This window comes from Chryseobacterium sp. PvR013, from assembly GCF_017833095.1.
GTDB classification, from domain to species: Bacteria; Bacteroidota; Bacteroidia; order Flavobacteriales; family Weeksellaceae; genus Chryseobacterium; species Chryseobacterium culicis_A.
In genome coordinates, this window is the sequence record NZ_JAFIBT010000001.1 from 504,445 (window position 1) to 526,765 (window position 22,321).

The following is a 22,321-nucleotide window of genomic DNA, read 5'->3' on the forward strand; positions in this document are numbered from 1 at the left end:
AATTATTTAACAACAAAAACAATATTGATAAATGAACAGTCTGTGGCTGCAGCTTTTACATCATAAGTCATCACACCGTCATCAGAAATTGAGATATTACTGAACACATTAGGATCAGCATCAGTTACATAATAGTAAAGATCTTTACTAGATGGGAAAAACGGGATTGAAGCTGGAGCACTGGTGCTTTTTGCTTTTGGAGATCCGAACTGGGTTTTATAAAGAGTATACAAATCTTTTGTTCGGCCAGTGGCATTACTTGATGTATCAAAAGAAACACTAGGCATATAAAACATTTTTACAGCATTATTACTAATGCAAAGCCAATCAGGTTTTGTAGGGGTACCAATATTCTGGCTTAAGCATTTTTTATCCGTATCATAGATAAGAAGTGAGTTGGCTGGATTGGTAATGGCGTCTCTTTTTGCTGTAGTAAGTCTTGGGATCAGCATTCCTTTATTTTGACTGTAAACATCCAGGATTGCACTTTCGTCAGGCATGGCTGTGTTAATCCCTACTTGGGCGAATGATAACGAACTTACTAAAACGAATGGTAGAAATAATTTTTTAATCATGATGTTCTTAATAATTTTTATCTGTGTATTTTATGTTTTTTTTTGATGGTTATGTTTTTAGAAAAGTCCTTTCTGATGGCTTAATTCCGTAAGGAAAATAAGTGTCTCTAACAATTCATTTGGCTCATGAAATGTAGAATGTCGTAGCATGGCATGAGGAGACTTTTGCTCCAAAAGCCAATAGCAGATGTTACAAGTATGCCCATCCATGAGCATTCTATGTCTAATCTGAAATAGTCGGAAAAATAAATTGAATTATGTAGCTGTAATAGCCATTAAATAAGTAAGATTCATATTCCCTCGTGTTTTATGCAAATGTACAAAGAAATATTGATAAGATTATGTTTATAGAATTAATTCTAGTTTTCTATTAATAATTAATAAGTTTTAATTTAAATTTTTACACAATTGATAAACTAACAATATTGTTTTTATTGTGTAAATTTTTATGTTTTATTAAGGAATTCTAAAAATTAAATTTATAAAAGTATTATTATTTTTGAAAACATTACAAACATCAAACTTCTTAGATAAAGATTTGAAAAAGAGCTTATTTTGAAAAATTTTCCAGTGCGTTTTCTAATTGATCAACGAAATTGATGTGTTTGGTCTTATTGCTTTCAAAAATGAAATCTCTCATGCTTTTACTTTCATATTTGCTAAAGTCACCTACTATAGCCAAACCTATACGATAGTTTGAGAATTTTTGGAGAATTTCTCCCGCTATTCTGGTCTTTAAATCGAAGAATTCAGGGGTAATGTTTTTTTCATAAAGAATAACTTTATCAAAACCCTGGTAATAGATATTTCCCATAAGATCCAGCCCATCCTGTGCGGATTGGATAATCATATCATCAGAAATTATTTCTGCGATTTTTATATTGTTGATTTCGTGTGATTGAATAGTCATGTTTACCGTATTGCTTTTTTTATATCATGTAAAAAGTTACCTAGTGGAAATGCATCTCCCTGATTGGTAAGAGCAATAATACAGGTGTTATGCTGTAAATCTCTCCAGAATAAAGCTTTAAAGCCATTTAAACCACCGGTATGCATCGCTGAAATTTCCCCATTGTTATTCTCTATGAACCATGCGAATCCATAATCAGATATTTTGCCGTCAGATAATGGGAAAGTAGAATACATCGCCTGGGTATTTTCTTTATTAATCAAAGTATAATTTCGTAAAGCCTGATCAAATTGATAAAGATCTTCAGGGGTAGAGTAGATTCCGCCGTCACCCGTTGTTAAAATCGAGTAGTCATCAGGTTTCTTCTCTTTATTATAACCTAAGGCTCTATTCTGAATAACCGTACCAGCTTCATATACATAGGTATGATGCATTTTTAAAGGAGTAATAATATGCTCATTGATAAAAGTACTGTAAGACTTTCCGGAAACCTTTTCAATAATACATGAGAGAATTATATACCCAGTATTGCTGTACTTAAACTTGCTGTCGGGAGCAAAATCAAGATTTTTACCACTGAGCAGCCAGTTAATCACCTCCTGATTGGTTAATTCCTTTTTAGAAAACAGATTTTCATAATCCCTAATTCCTGAAGTATGATGCAAAAGTTGTCTGATAGTAATGTTTTTAGCATATTCAGGAAGTGTAATGAACCGGGAAGCTTTGTCATCCAGTTTCAATGCCCCTTTTTGCTCTAGCATGAGAATAGCAGCAGCCGTGAAAGGTTTACTGAGAGATGCAATATAGAACGAAGTATTTTTATCTGCTTTCAGCCTTTTTTCAATATTACGGAATCCCAGAGCCGTATCACAAACAATCTGGCCATTTTTTATAATCAGAACAGAACCGTTGAATTCTCCTTTGCGGTAATATTCACTCACAATATCCTGAGGATGCTGTTTGCAGGATATTAGTTGTATAATTAGTGAAATAGCGATGAAGAAGTTCCATATCAAAGTTTTCATAGGTTAGGTGTATGGCAGCAAAATTACTTATTTCCTTCCATAAATAAACCTGTCATTTTCGGATAAATCCTTCAATAATTGAGCGTTAGAGAAATATTGATACAGTTCCAGGGTTTCAGGCCCCAGTTTCTGATTGATTTCTAAAAACAACAATCCTTCGTCTTTCAGATATTTTTTAGCATCTTCCGCAATCTTCCTGTAAAAGATCAAAGCATCAGCAGTAGGGGAGAAAAGAGCCATTTTAGGTTCAAATTCTTTCACGGAATCGGCAATTTCAATCTCCTCTTCAATCCCGATATAGGGAGGATTCGAAATAATAATATCATAACTTTCAGCCAGCTCAAAATTGAGATAATCGGCGTGAATGAAATTGATATCCAGTTGATGATATTCGGCATTCCTTTGAGCTGTTTCCAGTGCTTTTTCAGAAAAATCAATGGATGAAACATGAGCCTCGGGAAAATACTTCTTTAACACCAACGGAATGATTCCACTTCCGGTTCCTATGTCTAAAATCTTTAAACTTTGAACGTCAAACTTTAAACCTTGAATTTCTCTGATCGCCATCTCCAGCAATTCTTCTGTTTCAGGGCGGGGAATCAGTACATTTTCATCCACAAGGATTTTCATCCCATAGAATTCTGTTTCACCCAATATCTGCTGATAAGGTCTTCCTGTTTTAAGTTCTGTAACGAGATCACAAAGCTTTTTTTCATCATCCATCAAAAGTTCCTGTTCGGAGGATCTTCTTTGCTGGAAATTATCAAATCCTACAATCTGATGAATGAACAAAGACGATAAAAACACACTTTCCGACTCAGTATAAAGGCCGGAAAGTTCTGTTTTGAAATATTTTTTAAATGCTGAAATTGTCATTTATCTTGTAAAAACTAGTTTTGTATCCGTTGACTTCTCTTCATCAATTCTGTATCCTTCATAATTAAAGGCTTTTACATCCTCCAATGTCTTTGCATTGGTTTCAGCACAGAACCTCACCACAAGACCTCTTGCATGCTTGGTATACACCACAATGGTTTTCAGTTTTCCTTCTTTTAATTCGTAAAAATCAAAATCTATTACAGTATGGTTCAGCTTCTTTCTGTCGATTACTTTTCCATACTCATTGCTGGCAAGGTGAAGGAGTATTTCTCCTTTTTTCATCTCAGAATTTAATTGTTCTGTAATTTTTTCTCTCCAGAATTCATACAGATTTTTGTATTGCTCAAATTCAAATGGACGTCCCATTTCCAGTCTGTAAAGCATTACTTTATCAGATGGTTTCAGTAAACCGTAAAGTCCGGAAAGCATTCTGTAGTTTTTCTGCAGGTAATCTACAGCATTTTTATCCAGCGTTTTGGCATCCAGGCCTCTATAAACCTCTCCTGTAAAAGCAAACATGGCAGGAGCAGATTCTTTTGCAGTAGGTTTAGATTTCCATTTTTGGTTTCTTTCCCAGTTTTCATCAGCCAGCTTGGATGATATTTCCATCAGTTCGGAAAGATATTTTGGTGATTTTTCTTTTAAATAAGATTGAATGAATGCTGCATCTTCAATGAATTTCGGAGTAGTGGTTCTCAACAGGTCTGTTGAATTTTCTACATTCATGAGTTTTGCAGGAGATGTTATAATTTTCATAATGTTAAAATACAGATAAGTGTTTAATATCCATAAAATTCATGATCATCATTGCTATAAAGTCAATCATAAAATGACAGATCATCAGAATTTTAATATTTGAATAGCGTTTATAAAATATAGCAAACACAATTCCAATAAAGAAAGGCCCGAGAACCTGGCTTATGGTACCGTAAGTGCTGTACAATATTCCAAATAAAACAGCTGAAATAATAATTCCTATTGCCGGATTGTTATATATTTTTTCAATCCTGGGCTGTAGGTAACCCCGCATCAGGAATTCTTCTACAATAGCAGCTGTAAGACAGGTAAAAATAATTAAAAAATAATTGTTTCTAAAAATGGGTATGAGATTAAGAAGCTTGGTACTTACTTTTTCTTCTATAACGAACATCATGAAGGTATTCAGAATGGCTCCCCCAAGAATGCAGATGAAATATAAGATCAGCGCTGCTTTACTATAAAATGCTGCCGAATATTTTTTTTCTTCTTTAAGTAAAAAAGTACCCTTCTCTACAAAAATGTTGTACAGAAACACTATAATGAGAATGCCCCATAACAGAATTCTGCTGAGAAAAAAATGATCTGCAGTAATTTTACCCATTCCTGTTATCAAAGTGATCAGCGGATTGGAATAAAGCATTGCTGCAGTTAAAAGAATAAAAGTGAGTAAAATTCCTATAGAATATTTCCCATTAAAACCCATAATCCAACCGGCCAACTGTCAACTTTGAAACTGAAACTCTACAAAATAATCCCTTTTCCCTGACGGATAATCTCCGGCTCTCCCGAAGTAAGGTCTACAATAGTGGAAGCCACATTATCCCCATACCCTGAATCAATGACAATGTCTACCAAATGATCATATTTTTCTGCAATGAGTTCAGGATCGGTAGAATATTCAAGGATTTCATCATCATCTTTAATGGAAGTAGAAGCAATAGGGTGTCCCAGTTTTTCAACAATAAGTTGTGGAATGGGATGGTCAGGAACACGAATACCGATGGTCTTATGACCTTTATAGGCTAAAGGTAAACTTTTATTCGCTTCAAGAATGAAAGTGAACGGTCCCGGAAGGTGACTTTTCAGAAATCTGAAAACCGAAGTATCAATAGGTCTTGTAAAGTCGGAAAGATGGCTTAGATCATTACAGATAATTGAGAATTTTGACTTCTCAAGCTTCATTTTTTTGAGCTGAGCCAGTTTTTCCATGGCTTTTATATCAAAAATATTACAGCCTAAAGCATAAATCGTATCAGAAGGATAGATAATCAGCCCGCCATTTTTTAAAGTTTTAATAACCTCATTCACAAGATTTTCCTGTGGGTTTTCCGGATAAATTTTTAATATTTTTGCCATAAAACAAAGATACAAATAATAAAATAGTTTTCATAAAAGTCCTTTATTTAAAAGAAAAATTAGGATTTGTGAAAAATATTCGTACCTTTGCAATCCAATATCGCGGGATGGAGCAGTAGGTAGCTCGTCGGGCTCATAACCCGAAGGTCATCGGTTCGAGTCCGGTTCCCGCTACTAAGCAAGTGCTTTCGGTAAGCACTCTAAAAATACACCGCGGGATGGAGCAGTAGGTAGCTCGTCGGGCTCATAACCCGAAGGTCATCGGTTCGAGTCCGGTTCCCGCTACTAAGTAAGTGTTTTCGGTAAACACTCTAAAAATATACCGCGGGATGGAGCAGTAGGTAGCTCGTCGGGCTCATAACCCGAAGGTCATCGGTTCGAGTCCGGTTCCCGCTACTAAGCAAGTGCTTTCGGTAAGCACTCTAAAAATACACCGCGGGATGGAGCAGTAGGTAGCTCGTCGGGCTCATAACCCGAAGGTCATCGGTTCGAGTCCGGTTCCCGCTACTAAACTAAAATCGGTATAACAACAGTTATACCGATTTTTTTATATTAGCAATTAATAATCTGCAAGATTGCATTATATTTTTGAAAAAAGCACCTTTAATAAGATGCTTCTTACGTTGATATGGTATTAATTAACAAATATCATAAGTTGAATTTACAGCATATGCCAATTCTCTGATAAAGGCAGGGCTTCCATCTGCGTTATCTGATTGGAAAAAAACGGTATTAGTTGTTCCACAAGAATTAGTGTAAGCAACAGACCATGTTTGAAACATTATAGCTAGTGCTTGTTTTTGTTCAATAGTTAATTCCTTAACTTCAATTGTTTTTTTCATGTTTAATTTCTTGCTTTACTTCTTCTTTTTTAGTATTCGCAAATGTAAATGTTGATAAAGCTAGTAAGCCCACGAAAATTAATTTTTTCATAGTAGAAATTTTTAAATTTAATGTTTTTTTATTGTCGAAAAATTGTTAATCAAGAAAAGTATTCATCTTTTTAAGACGATCAGACATTGTTTTAGTTTTATCATTACCATTGGCATCCACAACCCTTAAGTTTCCATTGTACATAGACGGATTTTCTGTATAATTCTTTCTTGCTTCTAAAAACTGATCCTTAGATTTTGTTTTTACATCATTTCCATAATTCAAAGGTTCAATTATTTCATCAGATTTTTTTATATCTGTTGCATAGATTTCAATAGTTTTATTTTTGTTATAAACTTCCAAAATCAAACCAGATAATCCTTTAAACCTGAATGGTCCGTCTTGAATTGTCACGTCATTAGTAAACCAAGCAAAGAATGTATTTCCTGTATCTGTTGTGGTTTTAGCAAGTCTTGATTTAAAGCCTTTAATGTCCTTAGTATCGTTTAAGATTTCCCATTTTAACTTTGGTTCTTCATAGGTGAAAATATATTTCCCAACAGGAAGCGATAAAAGAAGATTTTCTTTAGATTTATATACACTTCCAACAGATTTGGGATATTTTGGAATGGCACCTGCAGTTGTACTGATTGTTTCTTTAGAAGTACCATTATAAAATGCCTTTGCTTCTCTACTAAAGTAAATTGATTCTACATTATTACATAGTAGTGTTGATGCGAAAATTGTCATTTTATCTTTATTTAAACTATCCGAAACTAATTTAGTTTCATAGTTTATTTCCATTATTGCTTTATTATTTTGAGCAGATAAAAAAGAAAGATTAACAATAAATAATGATGCTAATAATTTATTTTTCATAGATTTCATTTGTATTTTAATGATACTAAATTATATTGATCAATTAGTAAGTGAATCCGTAATTTTAAAATATTTTTTATTATGTTAAAAATATTATCATATAAAATATGTAGCTGAGTACGATTTTACATTTGTTCACTCTTAGCAAACGTTAATATTCAAACAAAGAGAAATTTTTCTTACTGATTGTCTGAACACTATGTTTTATGCAGGATGAATATGGAACAAATGTTTTTAATTTATGGAAAAAGCCCTATCTTTGTACTACAATATCGCGGGATGGAGCAGTAGGTAGCTCGTCGGGCTCATAACCCGAAGGTCATCGGTTCGAGTCCGGTTCCCGCTACTAAACGAGAGAAGCAATATTATATTGCTTCTCTTTTCATTTATTATCCAGTCATTACGAACAAAGTGAAGCAATCTCAGGTCGGAATAATTTGAAGAGACAAACTTTTATAACTGAATTTACATTTTGGGTAAGACTCAAAGATTTTATTTTGGGTAAAATAAATAGGAAGAAGGATTATATGGTCAGTACTACTGGTTTTTCCACAGCTTATATGTTTCTCTCATACAATGTCCGCAGGGACGATAGTTATTTTGTAAAGCTTCTTTTTCCTCTGTGAAGAAAACCCTGTTTGCTTTCTTCATTCTTTTTCCTGACCGGCAACTGAGTAATCCGTAGATTTTCAGTTTCATATTTCCCCCAAAACGAATTTCTCTGCAGTGTATTTTGCTTCTCAGGCTTTCAGGAGATATTTGAGAATGTTGAATCATAGCTCATGTATTGACTATTTAATAATTAACTGATTGCATCATGGAAGATAATTCCCAAAGCATAGCGGCTTCCTTCTCTGATTTCACTTACTCCATGTTTCATATTAACCCTGTAATATCCTTTGGTTCCTTTTTCTGGTTTAAATTGCGTTGTGAACATAAGGACATCTCCTTTTTTAGGCTTTAAAACAATAGCTTTTGACTGTGCTCTCGGAATCTGTTGGGTAAGCACAAACTCACCTCCTGTAAAATCTTTATCCGGTTCACTGAGCATTAATACGATTTGAATAGGAAAATACAGGTCTCCATATAAATCCTGATGCAGCGTATTAAATCCACCATTTCCATATTTTAAAATTAAGATGGTAGCTTTCTGTTGGCCATTAGTATGACATTGATGTAAAAATTCCTGATGATTTAAGGGAAACTGAGTATCGATATGCAACGCATTAAACCATGAATTGGCAATAGATGCCAGATGGGGATAGATCGTTGAGCGTATGGTTTGAATAACTTCAGGTAATGGATAGTTAAAATATTTATATTCTCCCAGGCCGAAACGATGTCTGGCCATAATAACTGTTTTACGATAAAACGGAGAGTGATCGTAGCTGGACTTTAATATTTCGCATTCATCTTCAGACAGTAGATGAGGAATAATGGCATACCCGTTTTGATGCATTTTTTCCGTAAGGTGCTGCCAGTCTGCGTTTTCGATTTTATGAATGATCTCTTTCATTGGTTTGATTTTATTCTGTAAAAATCAGGACTTGTTCAGCGTGATACAATCCGAAACGTGCGGTATTTATGGAATATGAATGTGGGAAACCCTTATTAAATTTATCTGGACTATACTTTTAATAATATTCTGGATGATATCACTGGACCTGTTTAAGGCTACTTTTGCCGTGTTAATAAAAATATATATAACGATGAATTACATTATTAAAAAGGCAAGTCTTGAGGATCTTGATGAAACGGCTGAATTGTTCAATCTCTATCGTGTTTTTTACAGACAGGAATCAGATGTGGAAAAAGGAAAGGCTTTTCTCAAAGAACGGTTTTTAAACAGTGAGTCTGATATTTTTCTTGCAGTAGCCGATGGAAAAGCAGTAGGTTTTGTACAGCTTTACAAATTATTCCATTATACTCAATTACAGAAGCAATGGCTGTTAAGTGATCTGTTTGTTCATCCTGATTACAGAGGGAAAGGAATTTCTGTAGCATTAATTGATCGTAGTAAGCAGTGGTGCGAGGAAACAGGTGCATGTGGGCTGATGCTTGAAACAGAAAAAACGAATGATATAGGAAACACTTTGTACCCGCGTTGTGGATTTGAGTATGATGGACTGCATAACTACTACCACTGGTGGAAGCAAAGATAAAAGTAGTATTAGTTCTACAATTCTGAATATTTAATTCTACAGGTATTTTAAGCCAGCAGGTGGCTATAATCCTATTTTTGTAAAGCTCTTACAGATCATGGGTAGGACAGTTGATCTGTAGAGTGTATGCAAAAAAATCTCTGCCAAATTTTCTACTTTTTCCCCAAGGGTTTTATGATTAGTACCACAAAACTGCTTTTTCCGGCGGAGATTTTTTGCTTTTGAATAAAAAAGAGAACTGCAAACTGCAGTTCTCTTTTTTTATTTTTAAATATGATTTAGATATTATTGTGCCAGTTGAGCGTAAGGAGTAAGCTTGTTGTCGTCAGACATTGTCTGTCCTAAAAAGTCTCTTTTCTGATCAGCTTTCATTCTTCCTGCTGCATCATTTGCATTGAAATAAGCTTCATTTAATTTTGTAGCAATATCGGCAGGCTTAAATTCAAACTTTGTATCACCTTCAACCCCCAGATATCCGTTCTTTCTTGTAAGGTTGGTGATATAATTGTTGTAATTGATCATGGTACCTCTCATCATATTGTTATGATATTCCATACATTTTTTAGCTTTCTTGGAAGAATTGTTCAGGATACAGTTTTTCATATTGTTTCTGTATAAAAACCATTCAGATTCTAAAATACCATATTCTTTGCCTAAAGCTATTTTTCCGTTGTTGACAATATTATTATCTCCTTCTTTAGTTGCAATAGTTTGAAGATGTTGAATTACCAATGGAACGGTAGCTTCGATTTTTGATTTCGTATCTTTTAGAATGCTGAGATCAGCAGCCGGAGAACCCTTCTTTTGTGCTGTAGTAACATTGAAAATAAGCAGTAATAGTACAATCAATAAATTATATCTTTTCATGAGAAATTTTTAAAGCACTAAAATAAATATAATTTCCCGGTTAAAACAAATACATTTTAATATTTATTTAATAAAATTTAACAAATCTCTAATGTATAGGATCCATTGTTGTAAAAATGATGCGTTTGGGGTCTTTATCGAAGTGATTTTTGTAATTTAAATTGTTAATGTATAGTATTTCAGTTGCTTTCGTTTGGATATATTATTGGGGAGTTATATGATGATGATCTAAGTATAATAAGAAAAACAATGAAGCAAAAGAATAAAAAAACACTACTATAGTCATGATAGTAGTGTTTTTTTTAGAGTTATTTACTTGAAATAATGGGTGATTTTATCACTTTCAGGAACTACTTTAGAATCAAAGTACTCCAATAATTTTCCTTCCGGGCTGATCAGAAACTTATTGAAATTCCAGCTTATTTTCGCATCCATTACTCCGTTTTGAGATTTGTGGGTAAGATAATCAAATACAGGAGTGATTTTAGCACCTTTTACATCCACAGAAGTGGTAAGCGGAAAAGTTACTCCATAGTTCTTTTCACAGAAAGATTTGATTTCAACATTGTCGTGGAATTCCTGATCTGCAAAATTATCAGAAGGAAAGCCTACCACAACCAGTTTGTCACCATAATCTTTATACAGCTGTTCCAATCCTTTGTATTGAGGAGTGTAGCCACATTTGGATGCTGTATTTACAATAAGAATGTATTTCCCTTTGTACTCGGAAAAATCAATTTTTCCGCCGTCTATGGACTCAATTTTAAAATCATAAATGGACTTTGCAGGTTTTGGACCTGTAGTATCATCTGATGTAATAAATGATGAAAGGCTTATGATTCCTATAAGCACCATTCCGATAAAAAGTATTTTTTTCATTTAAAAAGATTTTAATATTAATTTATAAAACTTAGATTTATTTAATGTCATATTTCCTGTTTTTTACTTGATCATTTTACCGTTCTTCAAGCCATTGAAGAAAACGGGAAGCTTTGTCTTTGGTGACAAGAGGTTTTTCGGGAGTGGTAATTTTTAAACTAACCAGAAGTTTTCGTGAGAAATAATGTTCCACTTCAACAATGGCTGCAAAGTTAATCAGATATTGCCTGTTAATCCTAAAGAACTGAGTTCCTGAAACCAGTTGTCCTATCTCATCCAACGACTGAGAAATTGAATATTCTTTCTGATCAAGGGTCACCAGTACTGTATTTCCAAATTGGCTGTAAAAGCAGGCAATTCTGTCGACATGGATATTACTGTATTTATTGTTGGAAAAGACCAGGAAATTGGTTTTTCCTCTTCCCGTTGTCAGGTTATTCAGAATATCTTCCAGTTTCCGGTCGGGAGAAGGAGAATGCTGAAAGAAATTTTTAAGATTGTTGATCTTTTCAAAAGCCGACTGGATATCTTTTTTCTCAAAGGGTTTTAAAATATAATCGACTCCGTTACTTTTGAAGGCCTCTATAGCATATTCATCAAAAGCGGTACAGAAAATGACAGGAACTTTTATCCTGATCTGACTGAATATTTCAAAACAATTACCGTCTGCCAGCTGAATATCCATAAATATAACATCCGGAAGTTCAGAGCCAGAAAGATATTCAACAGCCATAGCAACGCTTTCAATATACTGTACTATGGTAGCCTCCGGCTGTACAGCGACGATCATTCGCCCCAGTGCCTTCGCAGTTTTTATCTCATCTTCTATTACTAAAACTTTCATCTACTATGGGTAATTTGACGGTGAAATTAGAATCATTCTGAAGTATAGTCACCTCCTTTTCTGCAAAGTGCTTATAACGTTCTCTGATATTTTCAATTCCTATTCCTGCAGATTCCTGTGGAATATTCTTAGGCTGAAAATTGTTTTCAATGACAATATATTCGGAGTCACTGTATAATTTTATGATTAACGGATAAGCCAGTGATACAATATTATGCTTGATACAGTTTTCACACAGCAGCTGCAGCGTAAAAGGAGGAATATAGGAGTTTAATATCTCTTCCTGAATATCTATTTTAAATTCTATACCATCTTCAAATCTTGAGGTCAGAAGAAAAACATAGGCATCCAATATGGCAAGTTCCTTTTTTAAGGAAATGAGATCCATTTTTCTGTTATCTAAAGTAAAACGGTAGAAATCTGCCAGTCTGACCACAAAATCACCCGAACTTTCATCTTTTATATCAATCATAGATTTCAAGGTATTGAGACTGTTGAATAAAAAATGAGGATTAATCTGCTGTTTCAGCAGTTCGTATTGAGCATTCAGATTATCTGTCCGGATCTGTTCAAGTTCAAATTTAATCTGCTGAGAATTATAAGTCTGATACAAAAGATACAAAAACATATAAATGGTCAGATTGATCAGTACTCCCCGGAATTCATACATCAATACCATGGTGTTAAATCCATATTTCGGAAATATAACATGATGAATAAGTACTATTGCGGCCATCACCAGCACTCCGATGAATAAGCTGATCACCAGTTTTTTATTGAAAAATCGTGTTGATATATTCTGAATAGAAAACTTAGGCAGACTATAGATATTAAAATACCATACAAACAGCGAGAATAAAAAGGATATGGAGAAATCTATCATCAGCTCTCCCAATGTAATATGCATACGGAGTATTTTGGGTACCGAAGCCAGGATCCCCATAAAAAGAGCACTAAAGAGAATGATTCTCGGATCAATCCTGAATACCTTTCTTCCGTTTGTGTTTATATATTTTGCATAGATCATAAATAAAAATCAGGCAGTTAAGCTGTCACAAAGATACAAAAGCTAAATAACGGCACGGCAGCACATCCGTTATTTAGCACAGAGATTTTTATAAAAACACAAGATTAAGGCATAGCTGCTGCCATATTCTTTACAGGCACTGGCCAGACACCGCCGGGAACAGGAAATGAAACCCCTTTATTAGATCCCATAATCATATTATCCTGACCAAAACGGTAAAGAGGCCATCCTTTATACATAAGCTGTTTTCTTCCGAATATGGTAATAGATCCGAAAAGTGTTTTATCAAGTCCGGAAGGAACAACAATTTTATCTGTTTCATAAATTGGCCAGACTCCGTTATTTGAGAAATCAGAAGCTGTAAAATTGTTCTTATTTTGTTTGTCATTTTTAAAGGTGTACAATGTTACTCCTTTAGCATCTGTAAAATATAATGTTTTTCCTGTGCCTTCCGTATAAGTGGAAGTGTAGTTTTTCCCGTCATGTCCTACAAGTTGGACGTTAGTAAGCATAATGGTATAATCAGGTTTGGCAACGAACCAAACGCCTCCTATATTTTCGCCTCCGGTTTTCCCTGCCTCTTCTTTTACATTGGTTCCGTTCACCAAAGGTGCATAATAGTAAAGAGGTCTTCCTTTGTAGGTTACCTGTTTTTTCCCTGAACCTGTTGTTATCGTAGTAAAATCAGAAAGCTCTAATCCGGCTCCCAGTTTTTCGGAAGAAAGGTTATCTATATTGAAGATGGGCCATACCGGTTCACATCCTCCGGTGCAATTATTGGTGGCAGTAGCATCATTTGCAAAATAATAAAGGGTATGTCCTTCTTTATCGGTAAGAACACTGCCAAGACTTGCATCATTCCTCAATTGAACTTCTTTAACGGCAGGATCGGACGACTCATCCTGATTATCCTTCGAACAGGCAACAGAGGTGAAGAGCAGTAATGCTGTTGAAATACATCCTGTTATCAGGCTTGAACTGAATGTGAATTTTTCCATTTTTAATAGTTTTAATGAATATTATTTTTTTATATGTGATTTAAAAAACCTGTGTTAAGGCATTATGGAAGGTTTCATACTCTGTATTGTACGGATTCTGTCTCTTCCGTCTGCGTTGGCTTTCCTAAGTTCTTTCCCTTCGTATTTTTGATACAAAATCTCTGAGTTTTCTGAAAAAGGCTCCTTACTTTTAACAATTTCTACAGACAGCAAATGATTGGGGATTTTTGCTCCATACCAATAGGGATCTTCTTTCTGCGACCAGGTAATAAGAGCCAGTATTCTTTCTTTATGGTTATCATTTTCCGGATGATCTTTCAACTCATCAATAGCGGAATCATTACCATACAGAGTCATCATGGTCTGTTTTTTATGATTGATTGATGAGGTTACCACCTTTAAGTTCATTGCATTAAAATCAAAACTTTCAGGAAGGGACGCATTTTCATTCACGGGTTCGTATTCTTTTTTGGAACCACAGCTCACAGTAAATAAGCATAGTAGTAAATAAACGATCAGATTTTTCATAGCTTAATGGTTAATAGGAGAGGTGAATACAAAATCATTGTCTTTCATGGGACGGTGGCAGCTGATACACTCGTTGGCAAAATCGGCTGTTTTTCCATAAGGTTCAAGTTTGGGAGATAAAAATCTTGCCCATCCCCATCCTTTTGTTGATGCGAATTTTTTAGAATCCTTAATCATATATTCCACCTGTTTAAAAGCTCCGGTAGTAACATTGCCATCACTGTCTATGATCTGTTCCCATGCTACTTTCGCGAATATGGTTCCGTCTGGCCATGGATTGGTCTTATGTTCTTTGGTTGCCTTTACAGCGATATCATTTCCGAATATGATACGCATTGTTCCGTTATCCAGCCTTTCTGTAGAACTTATGGGTTTCCAGTTTTTATAATCAGGAATATAGCTGATCCCATTCAATGCAGTGGGTACTGATGGTTTGGGTGCGGCAGTATGGATTGTATTAATTTGCTGCAGCTGTTTGTTGTAAGCGGAAACCTTTGCGGTATCAGGTTTTTGCTTTGGAGCAAGAGAAGTCACATAGTTTTTCAGGATACGGATATCATTTTCAGAAAGCTTGGCTTCCGGATGAAGCAATTTGTAGCTTTTAAGAGGCATCGCTTTCAGGTTAATCTGATTAAAAGCTTCCCAAAGTTTTGCATTTTGTGCCGGAGGTGCCAGTTGATCCCATTCAGAAAAGTTCAGACCTTCTTTTCCTTTTTTGATATGATCTGCTACGAGCCAGTATGCCGGAGCAACCTGGTCAAACCATTTCAACTCTGTCTGATTGGAATGGCAGTCGAAACATGAACGCTGCAGTATCGCTCTTACATCACTGGGAACATGAATCTCACCTGTTATTGGCTTTTGCTTAATTTCAGGTCTGTAAAACTGAATTCCAATAAAAATAACCAGTACAATAACCAGAATATTTTTTGTTTTTACTTTTTCCCAAAAACGGTTCATATCTCTTTGTTTTTTGTTCAAATTTCAGGACTTTTTGGGATATTTTTTCTGAAAATTTGATCAATCGGACAAATTTTACTTTGAATCTGACAATTGTGATTATGAATTTTTTTGAGGCTTTGTAATCTTATTTTAGATCATAAAGTCATTTGGGTTTACTAGGCTTTTTATCCTTGTCAATGTTCTAAACCTTGACAAGGATGACTGCTCTAAAATCGGATAGCTTCACTTACGTATTCTTTAAGTCAATTAACTTTTCGATATTAATTGAGTTTTTTCAGTATGAAATTGCAATTTTATTAAATGATTTTCTGCAGAGTAGACAGTGGATAGTCCTATTCATTTAAAATTTAATAAATTTTAACTAATCTTATTTATTTGATTTTCAATACATTACGTTTTTAATAAGTTTATCACTAAAAAAATAGTTGTTTGAGTCAATTTTATTTCTACATTTGTATAACTAATTTATTAGTGATATGGAATTGACAGGTTTTATATCATTCTAATTAATAAATGAACAGGATATGAAAATTCAGACTCTAACAAAAGCAGAAGAACAGGTAATGCAGTATTTATGGAAAATAGAAAAAGGCTTCCTAAAGGATGTTCTTGATCTTTTTCCGGAACCGAAACCGCATACAAATACCGTTTCTACCATTTTAAAAGTATTGAAGGACAAAGAATTTGTAGATTATCGTGTACATGGAAGACAGCATGAGTATTTTCCGCTTGTTTCAAAAGAACAGTATTCCGGGAAAACGATGAAAAGTCTTGTAAAGAATTATTTTAAAGGTTCTTACAAAAGTGCCGTTTCATTTCTGGTAGAAAAAAATGAAATGACAGTAGAAGATTTGGAAATGTTATTAGATGAACTGAAAAAGAAAGATTAATACCTATGGAAGCAATACTTTTATACTTTGGGAAAATTATTTTATGTTCAGGTGTAACGTTTTTGTACTATCAGTTGTCTTTAAAGGACAAGACATTCCATCATTATAACAGGTTTTATCTGTTGGCAGCAATTGTGATGTCACTCTTACTGCCACTCATCAGAGTAGACGATTTTACGATAGAGGTTAATAATGATGTTTACATGCTTCTTAATAAGATTCAGAATTTTAACACAGAAAAAAACATAGACAATGGTAACCTTTATTTTAACATTATTTTTTCAACTCTGGGACTGGTTTCTCTCTATTTTTTAGGAAAGCTGTTGTATGGGATTTTCAAAATCCAGCAGTTTAAAAACCAATTTCAGAAAGAAAGTTTTGACGGGATCAACTTTTACCGTACAGACCTTACCGAAGCTCCATTTTCCTACTTTAAAAACCTGTTCTGGAAGAATACAATCAACTTGAATTCTGATATCGGAAAGCAGATTTTAAAGCACGAGATGGTACATATTGAACAGAAGCATTCCTTTGATAAGATCTTTATCGAGATTATTACCTCTGTTTTCTGGTTCAATCCGTTTTTTCATATCATCAAAAAAGAAATTAATCTAATCCACGAATACCTGGCTGATAAAAAAGCCGTAAAACAATCGGACACCAAAGCATTTGCGCAGATGCTTTTAACAAGCCACTTTTCCGGAACACAGTTGCCTGTTGCCAGTCCGTTTCTAAGTTCAAACCTTAAAAAAAGACTTAAGATGTTACAAAAACCTAAAACCAAGTTCGGATATGCGCGAAGAATTCTTGCATTGCCAGTTGTATTTACAATAGCTTTTGCTTATCTGGTAAATGCAAAGAACAGAGAAATTGAGGAAACCAATCTTTCTATGAAAAAAGTAGTTTCAGAAATCAAGAAAGATACTCTAAGACCTGAAAAATCTGGTCAGGAAAAAATTGCAGAATTGAAACCTATATCACCGGAAGATCATACAAAATTATCCGGGCTGGAAAAAAAGCTGAAAGAAAAAGAGAAAGAGCTGGAAGGTCTGGAGCCTGAAAGTGATGCTTTCAGTGATAAAATTGAAGAAATAAGTACTCTGGCATCAGAGATAGGAGAGATTACAGCCAATGTTGAAGTTGATAAATATTTCAACTCTGTTGAGTGGAAGAATCAAATGAAGGCGCTTGAAAATATGGATCCTCTTGATAAAAAAGAGCTTCGAAAAATAAAAAGAGCGGCAAAAAAAGCGGGAAGAGAGGCTGCAAAAATAGGAAAAATAGTAGTTCCTCCTATGCCGCCTACAGAGCCCAAAGAACCCAAAGTAGTTTATTTTAAAAATAACAATACCGTTTACTATAAGGATCTGAGCTCTAAAGAAAAAGAAGAAGTACGCAAAGCAATGGCAGAAGCCAGAAATGCAATGAAAGAAGCAACTAAGGCCAGAGTAGAAGGAGATAAAGCACGTGTAGAAAGTGACAGAGCAAGAGCTGAAGGAGATAGAATAAGAGTACAGACTGAAAGAATCAGGATTGATGCAGACCGAATCAGAAAAGACGTTGAAAAAGCCCGCGCGGAAGCCGAGAAAAGATCATTCAGTTTCAGAGATGGTGCTTTTATCAAAGTCACGAATGGTTCACCGGATGTTCTTGTAATGAATGCAGACTTCATTAAAAAAGACGGCAATGGAAATATTGCGATGAACGGAGTCAAAAAGTTTAAAATAAACAGCAATGACGACGTAAAATACAAATATTATATTGACGGGAGAGAAGTCTCCAAGGATGATGTAAATTCATTAGATACAAGTAATATATCGAGAGTGAATGTCAATACCCAGAAAAAAGGAGACTTTAAGGAGGGAGAAGTTAGAATCGAAACAAAGAAATAAAAGTTCCATCAGGCTTTGTCAATTTCAGGATAGGCAAAGCCTTTTAATCATACACTATGAAAAGTAAAATCCTATTTTTTATGCTTTTGGGCGTACTTGCCAGTGCTCAGGTCAACAGGTTCTTCTATGAATACAAGTTTATTCCGGATTCCAATAACAAGCAGGAAGTAAAGACGGAAATGATGCTTCTGGATATTGATAAAAATGGATCAAGCTATTACAGCCGCGATAAATTTGTTGCAGATTCTATCGGAAAAGCAGAGCTTGAAAAACAATTAAAAGCCGGAGGCGGAAATATCAGTGTGAACAGAAGAGAAAGACCCGGTCTGGTTTCTTATAAGGTAACCAAACAATACCCGGATTTTAAAACCTATCTTTTCAAAAACGTTTCCACAGATAAGTATAAAATAAAAGAAGATCAAAAACCGGAATGGAAAATATTACCTGAAAAACAAAAAATTGGAACTTACCAGACTCAAAAAGCTGTTGCCAGTTTTGGAGGTAGAGAATGGACTGCATGGTTTACAACAGATCTTCCTTTTCAGGATGGCCCTTACGTATTCTATGGACTTCCGGGATTAATCGTAAAGCTTGAAGACGCTACAGGTTCTCATATCATGACGATGATAGGAAACAAAACAATTGGTGCTCCGGCTGATGAAACCGAAATGCAGCTTCCGGATAATGTAAGAGTTTTGGGAATAGGTGGAAAAGAACTTGAAGTAACAAAAGATCAGTTCAGAAAAGTATGGAAAGCTTATGTAAATGATCCTGCCAAGAATATGAGAGAAATGATGATGAAAAGCGGAGATGGTACGAAGGTAAGCTTTAAGGTCAGAACAGGAGATGGAAAAGAAATTTCAGACCCTAATCAGGTATTCAGAGAAATAGAAAAAAATACCAAAGAAGCTCTTAAAAAGGATAACAATCCGATAGAACCGGATCTGGTGAATTAAAAATTATATATTTTCTAATATCTGCAGGGTGGCATTTTTTGTCATCCTGTTTTTTATTTTGGGAAAAGAAATCAAGGGAAAAGTGACAAATATCAATTCATTATGTTATGATATATTTATTATCTTCAAGGAACAATAAGTAATAATAATCAACATTATATCTCATGACAGAAAAGGAAAAATGTGCAGCCGGGCTTTTATACAATGCCAACTATGACCAGGAATTAATTCAGGAGCGGATAAGATGTAAAGATCTGTGTCAGGAATATAACGGATTGAAAAATTCTGATGCAGAAAACAGATACCAACTACTCAAAAGAATAATCGGCAGTATCAAAGAAAATATCTGCATAGAACCCAACTTCTGGTGTGATTACGGATACAATATAACCGTTGGAGAGAATTTCTATGCCAATCATAATCTTGTTATTTTAGATTGCGCCAAAGTAGAGTTCGGTGATAACGTATTCATCGGTCCCAACTGCAGTTTTTATACAGCAGGTCATCCACTTGATGCAAAACAAAGGAATGAAGGACTGGAGTATGCTCATCCCATCAACGTGGGGGATAATGTATGGCTGGGAGGTAATGTTGTTGTTCTCCCGGGAGTTTCTATTGGAAGTAACTCGGTGATTGGAGCAGGAAGTGTTGTCACAAAAGATATTCCGGATCATGTAGTCGCAGTAGGAAATCCTTGCAGGATTGTAAAAAATATTTCTGCAGAAAATTAAAAACGATACCAAACTAACCATGAAAAAAATGTTCATTCTATTCAGCCTTATGTTGGCTGCATTAACCAGTGCCCGGAATCAAAGATTATTGAAATAAGTTTATACATTAAAAAATAAAAACCCGGAACAATATTTCCGGGTTTTATTATATCTGAATAAGGATCAGTGATTATGCTAATTTCTGAGAATCTGCAATAAACTGAGCCAATCCGCTGTCTGTTAATGGGTGCTTCAATAAGCTCAAGATCGGAGGAAGTGGAGAGGTAATAACATCAGCTCCGATTTTAGCACAATCAATAATGTGCATTGAGTGACGGATAGAAGCCGCTAAAATTTCAGTTTCGAACATGTAGTTATCAAAAATTAATCTGATTTCCTGAATAAGGTTCAAACCGTCTGTAGAAATATCATCTAATCTTCCCAGGAATGGAGATACATAAGTTGCTCCTGCTTTTGCTGCCAAAAGAGCCTGCCCCGGAGAGAAGATCAAAGTACAGTTTGTTCTGATTCCTTTGTCAGAAAAATATTTTAAAGCTTTGATTCCGTCTTTGATCATCGGAATTTTTACAACGATATTAGGGTGAATAGCAGCCAATTCGTCTCCTTCCTTAATCATTTCTTCATACGTTGTAGAAAGAACTTCCGCAGAAATATCTCCGTCTACAAGTTCGCAGATCGTTTTATAGTGGTTTCTGATCGCTTCCGCTCCCTGAATACCTTCTTTAGCCATTAATGATGGGTTAGTGGTTACTCCATCTAAAATTCCAAGATCTCTGGCTTCTTTGATTTGCTCTAAATTAGCTGTGTCAATAAAAAATTTCATTTTGATAAATAGATTTATTGATACAAATATAGGGAATTAATTGGGTTCTGAGATATGAATTTTGAGTTACGAGGTTCGGGTTTGTGGGTAGGAGAGTGAGAGGGTTTGAGGGTTTGGATGCGGGAGTGTATGAAAGTAATTGTTTTTGAAATAATAAAAAAGAAACTCCATACCTATTCATCAAACTGTTATTTTTGTTTCTAGTTTCTAGTTTCTAGTTTCTAGTTTCTAGTTTCTAGTTTCTAGTTTCTAGTTTCTAGCCTAATTTAAATTTGTATCCATGAAAAACAACAGTTTCACAACTCCATTAGAAATCATAGGCATTAATCCTTTTGTTTTTATTCCGGAAGAGATTTTGGAAGAGATTTTTACTGCGTCGAAAAGAAATAAAAGTCCTATTGCTGTAAAAGGAACGGTAAATGGGAAGGAATTTAAGCAAAACCTGATGAAATATCTGGGTGAGTGGAGGCTGTATATCAATCTGACAATGCTGAAGAATTCCCCGAAAAGAATTGGCGAAGTTATTGAAGTTGCTCTGGAATATGATGATTCAGATAGAAGTATTTCCATTCATCCGCAATTAGAAAAAGCAATCAAAGAAAGTGCTCTGGCCACAGAAAATTTTGATAATCTGATTCCTTCAAGAAGAAATGAGCTGATCCGCTATATCAACAATTTAAAAACGGAAGCCAGCATCCAGCGGAATATTGAGAAGATCATCCGGCACTTGCACGGTGAAACAGATTTTTACGGAAAGATGATTGAGTAGATGTAAGAGAATCAAGAATCAAGAGTCAGGAATCAAGATGTGGTATGATGAACTTTTATTTTAAGGAATGAATAAAGAAATTTTGAAGAGAAAAGAATTTATCATTTAAAGAGTAAATAATAAAAATGCCGGAAAAACTTTCCGGCATTTTCTTTACTAAGAATTTAATGTTTTGCTAAGCTTTACAGCATCCTCGTTGGTTGGGTCATACTGTATAGACTTTGCAATGTGTTCCTTTGCTTTATTAGGATCAGTTTGCTGTTCTGTAAAGGCAAGATAGAAATAGGCGTATGCTAGATTTTTCTTATTTTGCTCTACTTCTTCAGGTTTTACTGTTGCAATATACTTTTCATAAGCAATTTTTGCATTGGCATCATCTTTTGCAGACTGATAGGCATAAGCCTGGCTGTAATAAGACGGAGCCCAGTCCGGTAATAAAACAGATATTTTTTTCCAGGTATCAATGGCGTTTGGCCAGTCTGAAGCTTCCTGATAAGCACCAGCCAGTTTCGCTAATGATTCTGTATCCTTGGGATTGGCTGCGATCTGCTTTTTAAGACCTTCAATTGTTGGATTCGTAGTTTGACTCGTTGCTGCTGAAGTTTCAGGCTGAGTCGTTTGTGCGTTTACAAGACTTACACTTCCTGCCAGTATTAACCCTAAAAAAAGGTTTCTACTATTAATTTTACTCATTTTCATAATCTTATATTTTAAATTCGAAATCTAAAATTCAATA

Annotated in this window: 26 protein-coding genes and 5 tRNA genes; 11 read left to right on the forward strand and 20 right to left on the reverse strand. The window is 34.8% G+C overall.

Going from position 1 to position 22,321, the window contains the following annotated elements:
- Window positions 1–2 precede the first annotated feature (2 nt).
- The 7 genes from JOE44_RS02290 to JOE44_RS02320 form a co-directional block, all read right to left on the reverse strand.
- On the reverse strand, window positions 3–575 hold the full coding sequence (locus JOE44_RS02290; protein ID WP_209784172.1) for a hypothetical protein: 573 nt from the start codon (window positions 573–575) through the stop codon (window positions 3–5).
- Window positions 576–1,125: 550 nt separating this feature from the next.
- Complete coding sequence (locus tag JOE44_RS02295) at window positions 1,126–1,485, reverse strand: DUF4180 domain-containing protein (RefSeq protein WP_209784173.1); 360 nt, start codon at window positions 1,483–1,485, stop codon at window positions 1,126–1,128.
- A 2-nt stretch (window positions 1,486–1,487) separates the two neighbouring features.
- The gene (locus tag JOE44_RS02300; RefSeq protein WP_209784174.1) at window positions 1,488–2,510 is read right to left on the reverse strand and encodes a serine hydrolase domain-containing protein; all 1,023 of its coding nucleotides are present in this window, start codon (window positions 2,508–2,510) and stop codon (window positions 1,488–1,490) included.
- Window positions 2,511–2,537: 27 nt separating this feature from the next.
- Window positions 2,538–3,386, reverse strand: a complete 849-nt coding sequence (gene prmC, locus JOE44_RS02305; protein ID WP_209784175.1) for a peptide chain release factor N(5)-glutamine methyltransferase — start codon at window positions 3,384–3,386, stop codon at window positions 2,538–2,540.
- Window positions 3,387–4,145 (reverse strand): peroxide stress protein YaaA, encoded by a 759-nt coding sequence (yaaA, locus tag JOE44_RS02310; protein WP_209784176.1) that lies wholly within the window; start codon window positions 4,143–4,145, stop codon window positions 3,387–3,389. It lies immediately after the preceding gene.
- Between the two features lie 4 nt (window positions 4,146–4,149).
- The gene (locus tag JOE44_RS02315) at window positions 4,150–4,866 is read right to left on the reverse strand and encodes a type II CAAX endopeptidase family protein (protein WP_209784177.1); all 717 of its coding nucleotides are present in this window, start codon (window positions 4,864–4,866) and stop codon (window positions 4,150–4,152) included.
- Between the two features lie 23 nt (window positions 4,867–4,889).
- Window positions 4,890–5,504 carry an L-threonylcarbamoyladenylate synthase gene (locus JOE44_RS02320; RefSeq protein ID WP_209784178.1) on the reverse strand — a complete coding sequence of 205 codons (615 nt, stop codon included), beginning with the start codon at window positions 5,502–5,504 and terminating at the stop codon, window positions 4,890–4,892.
- Window positions 5,505–5,605: 101 nt separating this feature from the next.
- On the opposite strand from JOE44_RS02320, the gene JOE44_RS02325 reads away from it, so the two are divergent.
- From JOE44_RS02325 to JOE44_RS02340, 4 genes are all read left to right on the forward strand, one after another.
- Window positions 5,606–5,678, forward strand: a tRNA-Met gene (locus JOE44_RS02325).
- A 38-nt stretch (window positions 5,679–5,716) separates the two neighbouring features.
- A tRNA-Met gene (locus JOE44_RS02330) sits at window positions 5,717–5,789 on the forward strand.
- A gap of 38 nt (window positions 5,790–5,827) precedes the next feature.
- A tRNA-Met gene (locus tag JOE44_RS02335) sits at window positions 5,828–5,900 on the forward strand.
- A gap of 38 nt (window positions 5,901–5,938) precedes the next feature.
- Window positions 5,939–6,011, forward strand: a tRNA-Met gene (locus tag JOE44_RS02340).
- A gap of 131 nt (window positions 6,012–6,142) precedes the next feature.
- Here the strand turns inward: JOE44_RS02340 and JOE44_RS02345 are convergent.
- Both JOE44_RS02345 and JOE44_RS02350 read right to left on the reverse strand, forming a co-directional pair.
- A complete protein-coding gene (locus JOE44_RS02345; protein ID WP_209784179.1) occupies window positions 6,143–6,346 on the reverse strand; it encodes a hypothetical protein in 204 nt (67 codons plus the stop codon).
- Window positions 6,347–6,482: 136 nt separating this feature from the next.
- On the reverse strand, window positions 6,483–7,256 hold the full coding sequence (locus JOE44_RS02350) for a GLPGLI family protein (RefSeq protein WP_209784180.1): 774 nt from the start codon (window positions 7,254–7,256) through the stop codon (window positions 6,483–6,485).
- A 273-nt stretch (window positions 7,257–7,529) separates the two neighbouring features.
- Between JOE44_RS02350 and JOE44_RS02355 the strand changes: the two genes are divergently transcribed.
- Window positions 7,530–7,602: transfer RNA gene (locus JOE44_RS02355), tRNA-Met, on the forward strand.
- Window positions 7,603–7,793: 191 nt separating this feature from the next.
- Here JOE44_RS02355 and JOE44_RS02360 read toward each other — a convergent pair.
- A complete protein-coding gene (locus JOE44_RS02360; protein ID WP_209784181.1) occupies window positions 7,794–8,033 on the reverse strand; it encodes an Ada metal-binding domain-containing protein in 240 nt (79 codons plus the stop codon).
- 25 nt (window positions 8,034–8,058) lie between these two features.
- Window positions 8,059–8,772, reverse strand: coding sequence for a 2OG-Fe(II) oxygenase (locus tag JOE44_RS02365; RefSeq protein ID WP_209784182.1), 714 nt, complete (start codon window positions 8,770–8,772; stop codon window positions 8,059–8,061).
- Window positions 8,773–8,965: 193 nt separating this feature from the next.
- On the opposite strand from JOE44_RS02365, the gene JOE44_RS02370 reads away from it, so the two are divergent.
- A complete protein-coding gene (locus tag JOE44_RS02370; protein ID WP_209784183.1) occupies window positions 8,966–9,418 on the forward strand; it encodes a GNAT family N-acetyltransferase in 453 nt (150 codons plus the stop codon).
- Between the two features lie 285 nt (window positions 9,419–9,703).
- Here the strand turns inward: JOE44_RS02370 and JOE44_RS02375 are convergent, their stop codons facing one another.
- The 7 genes from JOE44_RS02375 to JOE44_RS02405 all read right to left on the reverse strand — a co-directional run bounded on the left by JOE44_RS02375 (window position 9,704) and on the right by JOE44_RS02405 (window position 15,521).
- Window positions 9,704–10,285, reverse strand: coding sequence for a hypothetical protein (locus JOE44_RS02375; RefSeq protein ID WP_105682040.1), 582 nt, complete (start codon window positions 10,283–10,285; stop codon window positions 9,704–9,706).
- A gap of 312 nt (window positions 10,286–10,597) precedes the next feature.
- Complete coding sequence (locus tag JOE44_RS02380; protein ID WP_105682041.1) at window positions 10,598–11,164, reverse strand: glutathione peroxidase; 567 nt, start codon at window positions 11,162–11,164, stop codon at window positions 10,598–10,600.
- A 76-nt stretch (window positions 11,165–11,240) separates the two neighbouring features.
- Window positions 11,241–12,008, reverse strand: a complete 768-nt coding sequence (locus tag JOE44_RS02385; RefSeq protein WP_047383899.1) for a LytTR family DNA-binding domain-containing protein — start codon at window positions 12,006–12,008, stop codon at window positions 11,241–11,243.
- Window positions 11,983–12,915, reverse strand: a complete 933-nt coding sequence (locus tag JOE44_RS02390) for a histidine kinase (protein WP_245169684.1) — start codon at window positions 12,913–12,915, stop codon at window positions 11,983–11,985. Before JOE44_RS02390 ends, JOE44_RS02385 begins: the two co-directional genes overlap by 26 nt.
- Before the next feature lie 224 nt (window positions 12,916–13,139).
- Window positions 13,140–14,033, reverse strand: a complete 894-nt coding sequence (locus JOE44_RS02395; RefSeq protein ID WP_209784185.1) for a hypothetical protein — start codon at window positions 14,031–14,033, stop codon at window positions 13,140–13,142.
- A 54-nt stretch (window positions 14,034–14,087) separates the two neighbouring features.
- Window positions 14,088–14,561, reverse strand: coding sequence for a hypothetical protein (locus tag JOE44_RS02400; protein WP_209784186.1), 474 nt, complete (start codon window positions 14,559–14,561; stop codon window positions 14,088–14,090).
- A gap of 3 nt (window positions 14,562–14,564) precedes the next feature.
- The gene (locus JOE44_RS02405) at window positions 14,565–15,521 is read right to left on the reverse strand and encodes a heme-binding domain-containing protein (protein ID WP_209784187.1); all 957 of its coding nucleotides are present in this window, start codon (window positions 15,519–15,521) and stop codon (window positions 14,565–14,567) included.
- Window positions 15,522–16,048: 527 nt separating this feature from the next.
- Between JOE44_RS02405 and JOE44_RS02410 the strand changes: the two genes are divergently transcribed.
- The 4 genes from JOE44_RS02410 (at window position 16,049) to JOE44_RS02425 (ending at window position 19,993) form a co-directional block, all read left to right on the forward strand.
- A complete protein-coding gene (locus JOE44_RS02410) occupies window positions 16,049–16,414 on the forward strand; it encodes a BlaI/MecI/CopY family transcriptional regulator (protein WP_041461463.1) in 366 nt (121 codons plus the stop codon).
- Between the two features lie 5 nt (window positions 16,415–16,419).
- Window positions 16,420–18,306, forward strand: a complete 1,887-nt coding sequence (locus JOE44_RS02415) for a M56 family metallopeptidase (protein ID WP_209784188.1) — start codon at window positions 16,420–16,422, stop codon at window positions 18,304–18,306.
- A 56-nt stretch (window positions 18,307–18,362) separates the two neighbouring features.
- The gene (locus tag JOE44_RS02420; RefSeq protein WP_209784189.1) at window positions 18,363–19,262 is read left to right on the forward strand and encodes a GLPGLI family protein; all 900 of its coding nucleotides are present in this window, start codon (window positions 18,363–18,365) and stop codon (window positions 19,260–19,262) included.
- A 164-nt stretch (window positions 19,263–19,426) separates the two neighbouring features.
- Window positions 19,427–19,993 carry a sugar O-acetyltransferase gene (locus JOE44_RS02425; protein ID WP_209784190.1) on the forward strand — a complete coding sequence of 189 codons (567 nt, stop codon included), beginning with the start codon at window positions 19,427–19,429 and terminating at the stop codon, window positions 19,991–19,993.
- A gap of 169 nt (window positions 19,994–20,162) precedes the next feature.
- Here JOE44_RS02425 and fsa read toward each other — a convergent pair whose 3' ends face one another.
- On the reverse strand, window positions 20,163–20,816 hold the full coding sequence (gene fsa, locus JOE44_RS02430) for a fructose-6-phosphate aldolase (RefSeq protein ID WP_076597548.1): 654 nt from the start codon (window positions 20,814–20,816) through the stop codon (window positions 20,163–20,165).
- Window positions 20,817–21,096: 280 nt separating this feature from the next.
- Between fsa and JOE44_RS02435 the strand changes: the two genes are divergently transcribed.
- Window positions 21,097–21,585 (forward strand): YdeI/OmpD-associated family protein, encoded by a 489-nt coding sequence (locus JOE44_RS02435; protein WP_209784191.1) that lies wholly within the window; start codon window positions 21,097–21,099, stop codon window positions 21,583–21,585.
- 156 nt (window positions 21,586–21,741) lie between these two features.
- On the opposite strand, the gene JOE44_RS02440 is transcribed toward JOE44_RS02435, so the two are convergent.
- Window positions 21,742–22,284 (reverse strand): hypothetical protein, encoded by a 543-nt coding sequence (locus JOE44_RS02440; protein WP_209784192.1) that lies wholly within the window; start codon window positions 22,282–22,284, stop codon window positions 21,742–21,744.
- Window positions 22,285–22,321: the final 37 nt, after the last annotated feature.

Excerpts from the sequence above, each read along its gene's own strand:
- JOE44_RS02380 (WP_105682041.1), bottom strand. The coding sequence starts at position 11,164 with ATGAAAAAAATACTTTTTATCGGAATGGTGCTTATAGGAATCATAAGC.
- JOE44_RS02365 (WP_209784182.1), bottom strand. The coding sequence starts at position 8,772 with ATGAAAGAGATCATTCATAAAATCGAAAACGCAGACTGGCAGCACCTT.
- JOE44_RS02320 (WP_209784178.1), bottom strand. The coding sequence starts at position 5,504 with ATGGCAAAAATATTAAAAATTTATCCGGAAAACCCACAGGAAAATCTT.
- JOE44_RS02405 (WP_209784187.1), bottom strand. The coding sequence starts at position 15,521 with ATGAACCGTTTTTGGGAAAAAGTAAAAACAAAAAATATTCTGGTTATT.
- prmC (WP_209784175.1), bottom strand. The coding sequence starts at position 3,386 with ATGACAATTTCAGCATTTAAAAAATATTTCAAAACAGAACTTTCCGGC.
- JOE44_RS02290 (WP_209784172.1), bottom strand. The coding sequence starts at position 575 with ATGATTAAAAAATTATTTCTACCATTCGTTTTAGTAAGTTCGTTATCA.
- JOE44_RS02375 (WP_105682040.1), bottom strand. The coding sequence starts at position 10,285 with ATGAAAAGATATAATTTATTGATTGTACTATTACTGCTTATTTTCAAT.
- fsa (WP_076597548.1), bottom strand. The coding sequence starts at position 20,816 with ATGAAATTTTTTATTGACACAGCTAATTTAGAGCAAATCAAAGAAGCC.
- JOE44_RS02400 (WP_209784186.1), bottom strand. The coding sequence starts at position 14,561 with ATGAAAAATCTGATCGTTTATTTACTACTATGCTTATTTACTGTGAGC.
- JOE44_RS02300 (WP_209784174.1), bottom strand. The coding sequence starts at position 2,510 with ATGAAAACTTTGATATGGAACTTCTTCATCGCTATTTCACTAATTATA.
- yaaA (WP_209784176.1), bottom strand. The coding sequence starts at position 4,145 with ATGAAAATTATAACATCTCCTGCAAAACTCATGAATGTAGAAAATTCA.
- JOE44_RS02295 (WP_209784173.1), bottom strand. The coding sequence starts at position 1,485 with ATGACTATTCAATCACACGAAATCAACAATATAAAAATCGCAGAAATA.
- JOE44_RS02385 (WP_047383899.1), bottom strand. The coding sequence starts at position 12,008 with ATGAAAGTTTTAGTAATAGAAGATGAGATAAAAACTGCGAAGGCACTG.
- JOE44_RS02390 (WP_245169684.1), bottom strand. The coding sequence starts at position 12,915 with ATGCATATTACATTGGGAGAGCTGATGATAGATTTCTCCATATCCTTT.
- JOE44_RS02420 (WP_209784189.1), top strand. The coding sequence starts at position 18,363 with ATGAAAAGTAAAATCCTATTTTTTATGCTTTTGGGCGTACTTGCCAGT.
- JOE44_RS02395 (WP_209784185.1), bottom strand. The coding sequence starts at position 14,033 with ATGGAAAAATTCACATTCAGTTCAAGCCTGATAACAGGATGTATTTCA.
- JOE44_RS02435 (WP_209784191.1), top strand. The coding sequence starts at position 21,097 with ATGAAAAACAACAGTTTCACAACTCCATTAGAAATCATAGGCATTAAT.
- JOE44_RS02410 (WP_041461463.1), top strand. The coding sequence starts at position 16,049 with ATGAAAATTCAGACTCTAACAAAAGCAGAAGAACAGGTAATGCAGTAT.
- JOE44_RS02425 (WP_209784190.1), top strand. The coding sequence starts at position 19,427 with ATGACAGAAAAGGAAAAATGTGCAGCCGGGCTTTTATACAATGCCAAC.
- JOE44_RS02370 (WP_209784183.1), top strand. The coding sequence starts at position 8,966 with ATGAATTACATTATTAAAAAGGCAAGTCTTGAGGATCTTGATGAAACG.
- JOE44_RS02415 (WP_209784188.1), top strand. The coding sequence starts at position 16,420 with ATGGAAGCAATACTTTTATACTTTGGGAAAATTATTTTATGTTCAGGT.
- JOE44_RS02350 (WP_209784180.1), bottom strand. The coding sequence starts at position 7,256 with ATGAAAAATAAATTATTAGCATCATTATTTATTGTTAATCTTTCTTTT.
- JOE44_RS02360 (WP_209784181.1), bottom strand. The coding sequence starts at position 8,033 with ATGATTCAACATTCTCAAATATCTCCTGAAAGCCTGAGAAGCAAAATA.
- JOE44_RS02345 (WP_209784179.1), bottom strand. The coding sequence starts at position 6,346 with ATGAAAAAAACAATTGAAGTTAAGGAATTAACTATTGAACAAAAACAA.
- JOE44_RS02440 (WP_209784192.1), bottom strand. The coding sequence starts at position 22,284 with ATGAAAATGAGTAAAATTAATAGTAGAAACCTTTTTTTAGGGTTAATA.